General features: G+C 71.5%; 11 protein-coding genes. 9 read left to right on the forward strand and 2 right to left on the reverse strand.

The window, feature by feature from the left end; translation table 11 throughout:
• Nucleotides 1-49 precede the first annotated feature (49 nt).
• The 7 genes from ACQEVS_RS28255 (at nucleotide 50) to ACQEVS_RS28285 (ending at nucleotide 9,569) form a co-directional block, all read left to right on the forward strand.
• Nucleotides 50-1,114 (forward strand): polyprenyl synthetase family protein, encoded by a 1,065-nt coding sequence (locus ACQEVS_RS28255; protein ID WP_433024865.1) that lies wholly within the window; start codon nucleotides 50-52, stop codon nucleotides 1,112-1,114.
• Nucleotides 1,115-1,233: 119 nt separating this feature from the next.
• Entirely contained in the window at nucleotides 1,234-3,255 is a 2,022-nt protein-coding gene (shc, locus tag ACQEVS_RS28260) for a squalene--hopene cyclase (protein WP_433024868.1), read from the forward strand.
• Nucleotides 3,255-3,911: a 1-hydroxy-2-methyl-2-butenyl 4-diphosphate reductase gene (locus tag ACQEVS_RS28265; RefSeq protein ID WP_433024871.1), complete on the forward strand. Its 657-nt coding sequence runs from the start codon at nucleotides 3,255-3,257 to the stop codon at nucleotides 3,909-3,911. Before shc ends, ACQEVS_RS28265 begins: the two co-directional genes overlap by 1 nt.
• Nucleotides 3,912-3,916: 5 nt before the next feature.
• Entirely contained in the window at nucleotides 3,917-4,939 is a 1,023-nt protein-coding gene (hpnH, locus tag ACQEVS_RS28270; RefSeq protein WP_433024874.1) for an adenosyl-hopene transferase HpnH, read from the forward strand.
• Nucleotides 4,940-4,943: 4 nt separating this feature from the next.
• A complete protein-coding gene (gene ispG, locus ACQEVS_RS28275) occupies nucleotides 4,944-6,101 on the forward strand; it encodes a flavodoxin-dependent (E)-4-hydroxy-3-methylbut-2-enyl-diphosphate synthase (protein WP_433024877.1) in 1,158 nt (385 codons plus the stop codon).
• A 148-nt stretch (nucleotides 6,102-6,249) separates the two neighbouring features.
• On the forward strand, nucleotides 6,250-8,130 hold the full coding sequence (dxs, locus tag ACQEVS_RS28280; protein ID WP_433024879.1) for a 1-deoxy-D-xylulose-5-phosphate synthase: 1,881 nt from the start codon (nucleotides 6,250-6,252) through the stop codon (nucleotides 8,128-8,130).
• Nucleotides 8,127-9,569 (forward strand): aspartate aminotransferase family protein, encoded by a 1,443-nt coding sequence (locus ACQEVS_RS28285; protein WP_433024882.1) that lies wholly within the window; start codon nucleotides 8,127-8,129, stop codon nucleotides 9,567-9,569. Before dxs ends, ACQEVS_RS28285 begins: the two co-directional genes overlap by 4 nt.
• Before the next feature lie 235 nt (nucleotides 9,570-9,804).
• On the opposite strand, the gene ACQEVS_RS28290 is transcribed toward ACQEVS_RS28285, so the two are convergent.
• Entirely contained in the window at nucleotides 9,805-10,599 is a 795-nt protein-coding gene (locus ACQEVS_RS28290; protein ID WP_433024885.1) for a tyrosine-protein phosphatase, read from the reverse strand.
• A 168-nt stretch (nucleotides 10,600-10,767) separates the two neighbouring features.
• Here ACQEVS_RS28290 and ACQEVS_RS28295 point away from each other — a divergent pair, with 168 nt between their 5' ends.
• Nucleotides 10,768-11,559, forward strand: a complete 792-nt coding sequence (locus ACQEVS_RS28295) for an SGNH/GDSL hydrolase family protein (RefSeq protein ID WP_433024888.1) — start codon at nucleotides 10,768-10,770, stop codon at nucleotides 11,557-11,559.
• Between the two features lie 113 nt (nucleotides 11,560-11,672).
• Here the strand turns inward: ACQEVS_RS28295 and ACQEVS_RS28300 are convergent, their stop codons facing one another.
• Nucleotides 11,673-12,143: an ATP-binding protein gene (locus tag ACQEVS_RS28300; protein ID WP_433024891.1), complete on the reverse strand. Its 471-nt coding sequence runs from the start codon at nucleotides 12,141-12,143 to the stop codon at nucleotides 11,673-11,675.
• A gap of 145 nt (nucleotides 12,144-12,288) precedes the next feature.
• Here ACQEVS_RS28300 and ACQEVS_RS28305 point away from each other — a divergent pair, with 145 nt between their 5' ends.
• The gene (locus tag ACQEVS_RS28305; protein WP_433024894.1) at nucleotides 12,289-13,155 is read left to right on the forward strand and encodes a helix-turn-helix domain-containing protein; all 867 of its coding nucleotides are present in this window, start codon (nucleotides 12,289-12,291) and stop codon (nucleotides 13,153-13,155) included.
• The last annotated feature ends 2 nt before the right edge of the window (nucleotides 13,156-13,157 follow it).

The following is a 13,157-nucleotide window of genomic DNA, read 5'->3' on the forward strand; positions in this document are numbered from 1 at the left end:
CCGCCCCCCGAACGGGGCGCGCGTGAGCACGATCACCAGAGGAGAGACCGTGACTTCGGCGATCCCAGCCTGCGATACCGGCGACGTCAGCGCCCTGTTGGAGCGCGGACGGACGCTCGCCGCGCCGGTGTTGCGTGCCGCCGTCAACCGGCTCGCGGCACCGATGGACACCGTGGCCGCCTACCACTTCGGCTGGATCGACGTCGACGGGCGGCCGACGGACGGCGACAGCGGCAAGGCCGTCCGCCCCGCCCTGGCCCTGCTCTCGGCCGAGGCCGCCGGCGCCGCCCCGGAGACGGGCGTGCCGGGGGCGGTGGCCGTGGAGCTCGTGCACAACTTCTCGCTGCTGCACGACGACCTGATGGACGGCGACGAGCAGCGCCGGCACCGCGACACCGTCTGGAAGGTGCACGGTCCGGCGCAGGCGATCCTCGTCGGCGACGCCCTCTTCGCGCTCGCGAACGAGGTGCTGCTGGAGCTGGGGACGGCCGAGGCCGGTCGGGCCACCCGCCGGCTGACCACCGCGACCCGCAAGCTGATCGACGGCCAGGCCCAGGACATCTCCTACGAGCACCGCGAGCGGGTCACCGTGGCGGAGTGCCTGGAGATGGAGGGCAACAAGACCGGCGCCCTGCTGGCCTGCGCCGCCTCCATCGGCGCGGTGCTCGGCGGCGCCGACGACCGTACGGCCGACGTCCTGGAGGCGTACGGCTACCACATGGGCCTCGCCTTCCAGGCGGTCGACGACCTGCTCGGCATCTGGGGCGACCCGGAGGCCACCGGCAAGCAGACCTGGAGCGATCTGCGGCAGCGCAAGAAGTCGCTGCCGGTCGTGGCCGCGCTGGCGGCGGGCGGGCCGGCCTCCGAGCGGCTCGCGACCATCCTGGCCGAGGACGCCAAGCTGACGGATTCCCAGCTCGCCGACTTCGACGAGGAAGAATTCGCCAGCCGCGCGGCGTTGATCGAGGAGGCCGGCGGCCGGGAGTGGACCTCCCAGGAGGCCCGCCGGCAGCACGCGACGGCGATCGAGGCGCTGGACGGAGTTGACATCCCGTCAGATATCCGGGCCCGTCTCGTCGCGCTGTCGGACTTCGTTGTAGTACGAAAGAGATGATGAGTATTCACCCGAACTAGCCATCGCGGTCGCCGGCCGGTGCGCTGCTCGCGTCGGTCGACGGAAACCCCAGGTACGGCAGTACGGCAGAGAAGCAACTCACTGCATTAGGGGAAACCATGACAGCGACGACCGACGGCGCCGGGGCACTTCTGCCCCGTGCGGCCGAGGCCGGTCACAGCGCCACCGCTGTGACAGAAGTGAAGGAGGAGGCGGCCGGCGGAGCACCGGCCGCCGTCCGCGCCGCCGCCGGGCGGGCCACCGCCCGGGCGACCGATTACCTCCTGTCCCACCAGAACGAGCAGGGATGGTGGAAGGGCGACCTGGAGACCAACGTCACCATGGACGCCGAGGACCTGATGCTCCGTCAGTTCCTGGGGATCGGGGACGACCGCACCACCGGCGCCGCCGCCCGCTGGATCCGCTCCCAGCAGCGGCCCGACGGCACCTGGGCAACCTTCCACGGCGGGCCCGGTGAGCTGTCCGCCACCGTCGAGGCGTACGTCGCCCTGCGGCTCGCCGGGGACGCCCCGGACGCCCCGCACATGGCCGCCGCCTCCGCCTGGGTCCGCGAGCGCGGCGGCATCGCCGCCACCCGGGTCTTCACCCGCATCTGGCTGGCCCTCTTCGGCTGGTGGAAGTGGGAGGACCTCCCGGAGATGCCTCCGGAGATCATGTTCCTCCCCAAGTGGATGCCGCTGAACATCTACGACTTCGCCTGCTGGGCCCGGCAGACCATCGTGCCCCTCACCGTCGTCGGTGCCCACCGGCCCGTACGGCCCGCGCCGTTCGCCCTCGACGAGCTGCACACCGACCCGCGCCGCCCCAACCCGCCGCGCCCGCCCGCGCCGGCCGCCACCTGGGACGGCTTCTTCCAGCGCCTCGACAAGGCGCTGCACGCCTACCGCAGGGTCGCCGTCCGCCCGCTGCGCCGCGCGGCGCTCAACGCCGCCGCCCGCTGGATCGTCGAACGCCAGGAGAACGACGGCTGCTGGGGCGGCATCCAGCCCCCGGCCGTCTACTCCGTCATCGCCCTCCACCTCCTCGGCTACGACCTGGACCACCCGGTGCTGCGCGCCGGCCTGAAGTCGCTGGACCGCTTCGCCGTCTGGCACGAGGACGCCGACGGCGAGCCGGTCCGGATGATCGAGGCGTGCCAGTCCCCGGTCTGGGACACCTGCCTGGCCACCATCGCCCTCGCCGACGCGGGCCTCGCCCCCGACCACCCGGCGCTGGTCAAGGCCGCCGACTGGATGCTCGACGAACAGGTCCTGCGCCCCGGCGACTGGTCCGTGCGGCGCCCCCGACTGGAGCCCGGCGCCTGGGCGTTCGAGTTCCACAACGACAACTACCCGGACGTCGACGACACCGCCGAGGTGGTGCTCGCGCTGCTGCGCGTCCGGCACCCGGACCCGGCGCGCGTCCAGGAGGCCGTCCGGCGGGCCATGCGGTGGACCGTGGGCATGCGGTCGAGGAACGGCGCGTGGGCCGCGTTCGACGTCGACAACACCAGCCCCTTCCCCAACCGGCTCCCGTTCTGCGACTTCGGCGAGGTCATCGACCCGCCCTCCGCGGACGTGACCGCCCACGTGGTGGAGGCGCTGGCCGTCCTCGGCAAACAGCACGACCCCCGGGCCCGCGGGGGCGTCGAGTGGCTGCTCGCCGAACAGGAGGAGTGCGGCGCCTGGTTCGGCCGCTGGGGCGTCAACTACGTCTACGGCACCGGCGCGGTGGTCCCCGCGCTCGTCGCCGCCGGCCTGCCCGGCTCCCACCCCGCCCTCCGGCGGGCCGTCGCCTGGCTGGAGAGCGTCCAGAACGCCGACGGCGGCTGGGGCGAGGACCTCCGCTCCTACCGGGACGCCGACTGGAGGGGCCGCGGCGCCTCCACCGCCTCCCAGACCGCCTGGGCCCTGCTGGCCCTGCTGGCGGCGGGGGAGCGGGACAGCCCCGCCGTGGAACGCGGGGTTGCCTGGCTGGCCGACACCCAGCTCCCGGACGGCTCCTGGGACGAGCCCTACTTCACCGGCACCGGCTTCCCCTGGGACTTCTCCATCAACTACCACCTGTACCGGCAGGTGTTCCCGCTCACGGCCCTCGGCCGCTACCTGCACGGCGAACCCTTCGCTGCCCGGGAGGCATGATGGATCCCGGCACGGAACCACCCGCGGCGCCCCTGCTGGTCGCCTGCGCCCTGGGCATCGAGCGCCTCGCCCTGCGCGGCGGCCGGCACGGCGCGGCGGGCTCCGCCACCATCCTGCGCACGGGCATGGGCCCGCAGGCGGCGGACCGTGCCGTGACCGCGGCGCTCGGCGGCGACGGCAGGTACGCCGCGCTCGCCGACGCCGCCGTGATCGCCACCGGCTTCTGCGCCGGCCTCGCCCCCGGGATGCACCCCGGGGACCTGGTCGTCGCCGACGAGACCCGGGACGCCGAAGGGCGCACCGAGTGCGCCGGTGTGGAGCTCCTCGCCAAGGAGCTCGCCCGGGTGGTACCCAGGCGGACCATCCACACCGGCCCACTGGTAGGTTCCGACCATGTGGTGCGCGGGGCGGAACGATCCGACCTGCACGCCTCGGGAGCGCTCGCGGTGGACATGGAGTCCGCCGCCACGCTCAGAAGCGCCGTCCGGGCCGGTCCGCGCCCGGTTGCGGCCGTCCGAGTGGTCGTCGACGCTCCCGAACACGAGCTTGTCCGCATCGGGACCCTGCGCGGTGGAATATCGGCATTCCGCGTGCTGCGCACCGTCCTTCCGGCCTTTTTTGCATGGCACCGTTCTTTGCTGCTCCCCAGGAGGTGAGCCAGATGGCAATGCCGCTTCGACAGTCCATCCGCGTCGGTACCTATCTCGCTGAACAGAAGCTGCGCAGGCGGGAGAAGTTCCCGTTGATCGTGGAACTGGAACCGCTCTTCGCCTGCAATCTCAAATGCGAGGGCTGCGGCAAGATCCAGCACCCGGCGGGAACCCTGAAGCAGCGCATGCCGGTGGCGCAGGCGGTCGGCGCGGTGCTGGAGTCCGGCGCGCCGATGGTCTCCATCGCTGGTGGCGAGCCGCTGATGCACCCTCAGATCGACGAGATCGTGCGGCAGTTGGTGGCGAAGAGGAAGTACGTCTTCCTCTGCACCAACGCGATGCTGCTGCGGAAGAAGCTCGACAAGTTCACGCCTTCGCCGTACTTCGCGTTCGCGGTGCACATCGACGGGCTGCGCGAGCGGCACGACGAGTCCGTGGCGAAGGAAGGCGTCTTCGACGAGGCGGTGGCGGCCATGAAGGAGGCCAAGCGGCGCGGCTTCCGGGTCACCACCAACTCGACCTTCTTCAACACCGACACCCCGCAGACCATCGTCGAGGTCCTCAACTACCTCAACGACGACCTGAAGGTGGACGAGATGATGATCTCGCCCGCCTACGCCTACGAGAAGGCCCCCGACCAGGACCACTTCCTGGGCGTCGAGCAGACCCGGGAGCTGTTCTCCAAGGCGTTCTCCGGAGGCAACCGGAAGCGGTGGCGGCTCAACCACAGCCCCCTCTTCCTGGACTTTCTGGAGGGAAAGGCCGACTTCCCCTGCACCGCCTGGGCCATCCCCAACTACTCGCTCTTCGGCTGGCAGCGCCCCTGCTACCTGATGAGCGACGGGTACGTACCCACCTACCGGCAGCTGGTCGAGGAGACCGACTGGGACAAGTACGGCCGCGGCAAGGACCCGCGGTGCGCCAACTGCATGGCGCACTGCGGCTACGAGCCCACAGCCGTGCTGGCGACCATGGGCTCGCTCAAGGAGTCGCTGCGCGCCGTCCGCGAGACCGTCTCGGGCAACCGGGACTGACGTCGTGACCACGGTTTCGCTGGGACTGCCGTCCGTCCCGGCCCGGATCGCCCAACGCCGGCCCAGCCGGCTGATCCGGGTCGGGTCGGTGGCCGTGGGCGGGGACGCGCCGGTGTCGGTGCAGTCGATGACGACGACGCGGACGTCGGACATCGGTGCGACGTTGCAGCAGATCGCGGAGCTGACGGCTTCCGGTTGTCAGATCGTGCGGGTGGCGTGTCCGACGCAGGATGACGCGGACGCGTTGAAGGTGATCGCGGCGAAGTCGCAGATCCCGGTGATCGCGGACATCCACTTCCAGCCGAAGTACGTGTTCGCGGCGATCGACGCGGGCTGTGCGGCCGTGCGGGTCAACCCCGGCAACATCAAGCAGTTCGACGACAGGGTCAAGGAGATCGCGAAGGCGGCCTCCGAGGCGGGCACGCCGATCCGTATCGGGGTGAACGCGGGCTCGCTGGACCGGCGTCTGTTGCAGAAGTACGGCAAGGCCACGCCCGAGGCGCTGGTGGAGTCGGCGTTGTGGGAGGCGTCGCTGTTCGAGGAGCACGGTTTCCGCGACATCAAGATCTCCGTCAAGCACAACGACCCGGTCGTCATGGTCAACGCCTACCGGCAGCTCGCCGCGCAGTGCGACTACCCGCTGCACCTGGGCGTCACCGAGGCAGGCCCGGCCTTCCAGGGCACGATCAAGTCGGCCGTCGCCTTCGGCGCGCTGCTGTCGGAGGGCATCGGCGACACCATCCGCGTCTCGCTGTCCGCGCCGCCGGCGGAGGAGGTCAAGGTCGGCATCCAGATCCTGGAATCGCTGAACCTGCGCCGGCGCCGGCTGGAGATCGTCTCGTGCCCGTCGTGCGGGCGGGCGCAGGTGGACGTCTACAAGCTGGCCGACGAGGTGACGGCGGGCCTGGAGGGCATGGAGGTGCCGCTGCGCGTGGCGGTGATGGGCTGTGTGGTCAACGGTCCGGGTGAGGCGCGTGAGGCGGACCTGGGTGTGGCGTCCGGCAACGGCAAGGGGCAGATCTTCGTGAAGGGCGAGGTCATCAAGACCGTCCCCGAGTCCAAGATCGTCGAGACCCTCATCGACGAAGCGATGAAGCTGGCCGGTGACATGGCGGCGGCGGGTACGCCCTCCGGGCCGCCCGCCGTCACCGTGGCCGGCTAGCGCAACCGACACGGGACCCGGCACGAGGGGCCGGGGACGACCCGGGGAGCCGACGGGCCGGAGGGCGCCCGGAGAGATCCGGACGGCACGGAAGGCCCGGCGGCGACCCGGAACAGACAAGGCCGACTGAGCTAAGGAGGGGGCCGGCGTGTCGCTGCTGGAGAACATCCGCGGTCCACGGGACCTGAAAGCACTGCGCACGGACGACCTGGACGAACTGGCGGAGGAGATCCGGCACTTCCTGGTGCACGCGGTCGCCAGGACCGGCGGCCACCTCGGCCCCAACCTCGGCGTGGTGGAGCTCACCATCGCGCTGCACCGCACCTTCGACTCGCCCTCCGACCGCGTCCTCTGGGACACCGGACACCAGTCGTACGTCCACAAGCTGCTGACGGGCCGTCAGGACTTCTCCAAGCTGCGCAGCAAGGGCGGCCTCTCCGGCTACCCCTCCCGCGAGGAGTCGGAGCACGACGTCATCGAGAACAGCCATGCCTCCACCGTCCTGAGCTGGGCCGACGGCCTCGCCAAGGCCAACCAGGTGCTCGGCCACTGGAACCGGCACGTCGTCGCCGTCATCGGCGACGGCGCCCTCACCGGCGGCATGGCCTGGGAGGCGCTCAACAACATCGCCGCCGCCAAGGACCGGCCGCTGATCATCGTCGTCAACGACAACGAGCGCTCCTACGCGCCCACCATCGGCGGCCTCGCCGACCACCTGGCCACCCTGCGCACCACCGACGGCTACGAGCGGTTCCTCGCCCGCGGCAAGGAGACGATCCAGGGCCTGCCGCTGATCGGCAAGCCCCTCTACGAGTCGCTGCACGGCGCCAAGAAGGGTTTCAAGGACGCCTTCGCCCCCCAGGGCATGTTCGAGGACCTCGGCCTGAAGTACCTCGGGCCGATAGACGGGCACGACATCGCCGCCGTCGAGTCCGCGCTGCGCCGCGCCAAGCGCTTCCACGGACCCGTGCTGGTGCATGTGCGCACGGAGAAAGGGCGAGGTTACCGGCCCGCCCTGGAGGACGACGCCGACCGCTTCCACACCGTCGGCGTGATGAACTCGCTCACCGGCGCGCCGCTCACCCCCGCCACCGGCACCTCGTGGACCTCGGTCTTCGGCGACGAGATGGTCCGCATCGGCGCCGAGCGGCCGGACGTGGTGGCGCTCACCGCCGCGATGCTCCACCCCGTGGGCCTGACGAAGTTCGCCGAGCGCTTCCCGGAACGCGTCTGGGACGTGGGCATCGCCGAGCAGCACGCCGCGACGTCCGCGGCCGGGCTGGCGACGGGCGGGCTGCACCCGGTGTTCGCCGTCTACGCGACGTTCCTCAACCGGGCCTTCGACCAGGTGCTGATGGACGTCGCCCTGCACAAGTGCGGGGTCACCTTCGTCCTGGACCGGGCCGGTGTCACCGGCACCGACGGGCCGTCGCACAACGGCATGTGGGACATGTCCGTCCTCCAGGTCGTCCCCGGCCTGCGGATCGCCGCCCCGCGCGACGCCACCCGGCTGCGCGACCAGCTCCGCGAGGCCGTCGACGTCTCCGACGCCCCCACCGTCGTCCGCTTCCCCAAGGCGACCGTCGGCGCGGACGTCCCGGCGGTGGACCGCGTCGGCGGCATGGACGTCCTGTACCGCGCGGAGCCGCCGGACGTGCTGCTGGTCTCCGTCGGGACCATGGCGGAGGTCGCGCTGGAGGCCGCCGACCTGCTGGCCGCCCGCGGCACCGGCTGCACCGTCGTCGACCCCCGCTGGGTCAAGCCGGTCGACCCCGCCCTGCCCGCCCTCGCCGCCGGACACCGGATGGTGGCCGTCGTCGAGGACAACAGCCGCGCCGGCGGCGTCGGCTGGGCCGTGGCCCAGGCGCTGCGCGACGCGGACGTCCACCTGCCCGTCGAGACCATCGGCATCCCGGAGCAGTTCCTCTCCCACGCCAAACGCTCCGAGGTGCTGGCCGACCTGGGCCTCACCCCCGCCGAGACCGCCGGCCGGATCAGCGCGGTCCTGGCACGCAAGGAGAACGCATGACCGCCGGACCCACCGAGGACATCGAAGACACCAAGGGCGCAGAGGGCGCCGGGGACGCCAAGGGGTTCGACCTCGCCCGGCTGCTGGCCGAGCGCGGCGGCGAACGGTACGAGCTGCACGCCCGGCACCTCAACCACCAACTGCCCCGGATGCTGCACACCATCGGCTTCGACAAGGTCTACGAGCGGGCCGAGGGCGCCTACTTCTGGGACGCCGACGGCGACGACTACCTCGACATGCTCGCCGGCTTCGGCGTGATGGGCCTCGGCCGCCACCACCCCGTTGTCCGCAAGGCCCTGCACGACGTCCTCGACGCCTCGCTCGCCGACCTCACCCGCTTCGACTGCCCGCCGCTGCCCGGCCTGCTCGCCGAGAAGCTCCTCGCGTACACCCCGCACCTGGACCGGGTGTTCTTCGGCAACAGCGGCACGGAGGCGGTCGAGACCGCCCTGAAGTTCGCCCGCTACGCCACCGGCAAGCCGCGCGTCCTCTACTGCGCCCACGCCTTCCACGGGCTCACCACCGGCTCCCTGTCCGTCAACGGCGAGAGCGGCTTCCGCGACGGCTTCGCCCCGCTGCTCCCGGACACGGCGATCGAACTGGGCGACCTCGACGCGCTGGAGCGGGAGCTGCGGCGCGGCGACGTCGCCGCGTTCGTCGTCGAGCCGATCCAGGGCAAGGGCGTCCACCTGCCCCCGCCCGGCTTCCTCCGCGCCGCGCAGGAACTGCTGCACCGGCACAAGGCGCTGCTCATCGCCGACGAGGTGCAGACGGGCCTGGGGCGGACGGGGAAGTTCTTCGCCTACCAGCACGAACAGGGCGTCGAGCCGGACCTGGTGTGCGTGGCCAAGTCGCTGTCCGGCGGCTACGTCCCGGTCGGCGCCACCCTGGGCAAGGACTGGATCTTCAAGAAGGTCTACTCCTCCATGGACCGCGTCCTCGTCCACTCCGCCAGCTTCGGCTCCAACGCCCAGGCGATGGCGGCCGGGCTCGCCGTCCTGTCGGTGATGGAGGACGAGCGCGTCGTCGAGAACGCCCGGGTCACCGGTGATCTGCTGCGGTCGCGGCTGTCCGCCCTCATCGACAAGTACGAGCTGCTGCACGACGTCCGCGGCCGGGGCCTGATGATCGGCATCGAGTTCGGCCGCCCCAAGTCACTGGCGCTGCGGGGGCGGTGGACCATGCTGCAAGCCGCACGGAAGGGACTGTTCGCGCAGATGGTCGTGGTGCCGCTGCTCCAGAAGCACCGGATCCTGACGCAGGTCTCGGGGGACCACCTGGAGGTCATCAAGCTGATTCCGCCGCTCATCATCGGGGAACGGGAGGTCGACCGCTTCGTCGCCGCGTTCACTGCCGTGATGGACGAGGCGCATGGGGGTGGGTCGCTGATGTGGGACTTCGGGCGGACGCTCGTGAAGCAGGCTGTGGTGAATCGGTGAGGGTGCCCCGGTCCCGCCCTTTCGCCGTTTCCTGGGGCTGCGCCCCAGACCCCCTTTTCGCGGCTGCGCCGCTCGTCCTCAAGCGCCGGACGGGCTGGATAGCGCGCCCGGGCGTACCACCCAGCCCGTCCGGCGCTTGAGGACCTCGCGGCGAAGCCGCGTTGCCGGGGCGCGGGCCCTCCCGCAAGAAACGGTGAAAGGGAGGGACCGGGGCATCCCTCCGGCCGTCAGGCCGTCAGGCCGTCAGCAAACGCTCCCGCAGCCGCTCCCGGTCCTCCGTCGAGAAGCCGAGCCCTTCGCTCAAGTAGCGCTCCACCGACCCCCACTTCTCGTCGATCGTCGCGAACGCCTCCGCCAAGTACTCCAACCGCGCCGCGAACAGCGGCGAGAGGAGTTCCAGCACCTCCGGCGGCAGGGCGACCTCCCGTCGCACCGGGAAGCGCCGGTGCGGCGCGTCGGACAGCAGGTAGTCCGCCTCGACGGCATCGCGCGGCACGCCGAGGGCGAGCAGGGTGACGGCGACGGCCAGGCCCGCCCGGTCCTTGCCGGCGGCGCAGTGCATCAGGGCGGGTGCGTCGCCGTCGGCGAGTGCCCGTAGGACGCGGGCGTGTTCGGTGGTGCGGTGGGTGATGATCGACCGGTAGGAGGCGGTCATGCGGGCGGCGGCGCGGCCGTCGGAGAGGATGGTGCGCAACTGCTCGGGGGTGCCTTGGTGGACCATCCGCCAGAACTCGTCGCCGTCCGCCTGGTCGCTCATGGGGATGTTGACGTACCGGACGCCGGGCAGCGGCACGTCGGCGCCCTGGCTCGCGATGTCGGCGGCGTTGCGGAAGTCGAAGACGGTGTGCAGGCCCAGCGAGCCGAGGAACGCCGTGTCGGCCTCGGTGGCCCGCGCGAGGTGGCCGCTGCGGAAGAGGACGCCGGGCCGTACGCGCCGCCCGTCGGCGGCCGGGAGGCCGCCCAGGTCGCGGAAGTTGCGGACCTCCGCGAGCAGGGGTTCGGTCGTGGGGACCTGCGGCGTCTGGGTCACGGGCGCTCCTCTGGTCGTCGGCGGCGCCGAGGGGCACACGGCGCCGGTCCGACCTTACGTCCGCCCTATTCCGGATGAGGCGACCCAATCGGGGTGGGATACATCACGGCACGTCAACCCCTGGTTACGGTGGCGTAGGTCACTCGTGAGCAGGAATGATGTGCTGACGTGGCAGACGATTCGAATTCAATGAGCAAGAGCGCGATCGGGTCGTACGCAGCCGTCGGGGACAGCTTCACCGAGGGCGTCGGCGACCCGGGGCCCGGCGACTCGTTCATCGGCTGGGCCGACCGACTGGCCGTACTCCTGGCCGACGAGCGGGAGGAGCACACCTTCCGGTACGCCAACCTGGCGGTGCGCGGCAGGCTGCTCGACCAGATCGTCGAGGAGCAGGTGCCGCGGGCGAAGGAGCTCGCGCCCGATCTGGTGACGTTCTGCGCGGGGGGCAACGACATCCTGCGGCCGGGTTCCGACCCGGACGACGTGGCCGAGCGGTACGAGGCGGCGGTGGCCGACCTCCGGGGCTCGGTCGGCACGGTGCTGGTGTGCACCGGCTTCGACACGCGGGACGTCCCGCTGCTGAAGCACCTGCGGGGCAAGATCGCCACGTACACGGCGCACGTCCGCGCCATCGCCGACCGGTACGACTGCCCGGTGCTCGACCTCTGGTCGCTGCGCTCGGTGCAGGACCGGCGGGCCTGGAGCGAGGACCGGCTGCACCTGTCGCCGGACGGGCACACCCGGGTGGCGCTGCGCGCGGCACAGGTGCTGGGCCTGGCGGTGCCCGCCGACCCGGACCAGCCGTGGCCGGCGGAGGACCTGCGGACGCCGGCCGAGGTGCGGCGGGACAACATCCACTGGGCGCGGGAGCACCTGGTGCCGTGGATCGGGCGGCGGCTGCGCGGGGAGTCGTCCGGCGACCACGTGGAGCCTAAGCGGCCGGATCTGCTGCCGCTGTAGCCGTCCACGGGGCGTACGACGCGCGGATCGGGCCCCGGTCCCTCCCCTTTGGGGGAGGGGCCGGGGCCCGATCCGTCGCATGCGGTCCTGGGATGGAGGGGCGGGTGTCCCGCCTACGGACAGAGCCGCCGGTGCGGCAGGTCGGCCCAGACGATCCGGCCCCGCCCCGCGTCGTCCGGCCGTACGCCCCACGCCTGTGAGAGGGCGCCGACGAGCAGCAGTCCCCGCCCGCTCTCCTCGTCCGTCCCGCTGCAGCGCGCCCGTGGTTCGGTGGGGGCGCAGCCGTGGTCCGCGACCTCTATGCGCACCAGGGCCTCGTTCACCCGCAGATGGCAGCTGACCTTGTCGCTGTCCGTGTGCCGCACGGCGTTGGTGAAGAGTTCCGACACCACCAACCGGGCGTCGTCGCACGCCGTTTCGTCGATGCCCCACTCCCGCAGCCGGGTGAGGACTCGTCTTCGCGCCTCCGCCACCGAGGCGTTGAGGGCCGGGAAATTGAACCCGTAGGCGTAGGCGGCCTGCGGGCGCCCGCCGAAGCAGCCGCCGCGGCGCCCCAGCAAAGGTGCGTCTTGGGAGGGGACCACTCCGCAACTATGTGCGATGTGAGTCAGATGTGGCAAGCTTCAGTCTGTAAATTGCAGAATCGAAAGCACAGCCTGTCGGCTTTGCGAACTGCGTGGCACACTGCTGGGCACAGGACGGCAGTTGGCGCGGCAGGAGGAGGGGACAGTGGGGGACGCGCGGCCGGCAGGGGCTCCGACCGTGCTGCGTGTCGTACTCGGCAAGCGGCTGCACGACCTGCGGGAACAGGCGGGGCTCTCCTTCCAGGAGGCGGGCCGGGCGCTCGACGTCACGCACGCCACCATCCGCAGGATGGAGAAGGCCGAGGTCGGCCTGAAGGTCCCGTATGTGGAGAAGCTGCTGCGGATCTACGGCGTCGAGGACCCCGCGGAGGTCGAGGGCTTCCTCGCCCTCACCCGGGAGGCCAACCGGCCCGGCTGGTGGCACCGCTTCCGGGACGTGCTCCCCGAGTGGTTCAGCGCGTTCGTCAGCCTGGAGGGGGAGGCCAACGTCATCCGCGCCTACGAACCGCACTACGTCCCCGGGCTGTTGCAGACGGAGGCGTACGCCCGCGCGGTGCTCCGCGCCGGGCAGCCGCACGCGCCGGACGCGGAGATCGAGCGGGCCGTCACCGTCCGCCGCGAACGGCAGAACCTGCTCGTCCGGGAGAAGGCGCCCCTGCTGTGGGTGGTGATGGACGAGACGGTGCTGCGCCGCCCCATCGGCGGTCCCGAGGTGATGCGGGCCCAGGTGGACCGGCTCATCGAGGCCACCGCCCTGCCCAACGTACGGCTTCAGGTCATCCCGTACGCCGCCGGGCCGCACCCGGCGATGTACGGGCCGTTCCACATCTTCCGGTTCCCCATCGAGGAGCTCCCGGACATCGCGTACGCCGAAAACCTCATCGGCGCCTCCTATTTCGACCAGCGCGAGGACGTCTCGGCCTTCCTTGAGGCACTGGACCGGATGTGCGCGCAGGCCGCGCCGGCACACACCACCAAGGCATTCCTGGGTGGCATTCGTAAGGAGATCTGAAC

The organism is Streptomyces sp. CA-181903 (assembly GCF_050937075.1).
Taxonomy (GTDB): domain Bacteria; phylum Actinomycetota; class Actinomycetes; order Streptomycetales; family Streptomycetaceae; genus Streptomyces.

Excerpts from the sequence above, each read along its gene's own strand:
- shc (WP_433024868.1), top strand. The coding sequence starts at position 1,234 with ATGACAGCGACGACCGACGGCGCCGGGGCACTTCTGCCCCGTGCGGCC.
- ACQEVS_RS28265 (WP_433024871.1), top strand. The coding sequence starts at position 3,255 with ATGGATCCCGGCACGGAACCACCCGCGGCGCCCCTGCTGGTCGCCTGC.
- hpnH (WP_433024874.1), top strand. The coding sequence starts at position 3,917 with ATGGCAATGCCGCTTCGACAGTCCATCCGCGTCGGTACCTATCTCGCT.
- ACQEVS_RS28285 (WP_433024882.1), top strand. The coding sequence starts at position 8,127 with ATGACCGCCGGACCCACCGAGGACATCGAAGACACCAAGGGCGCAGAG.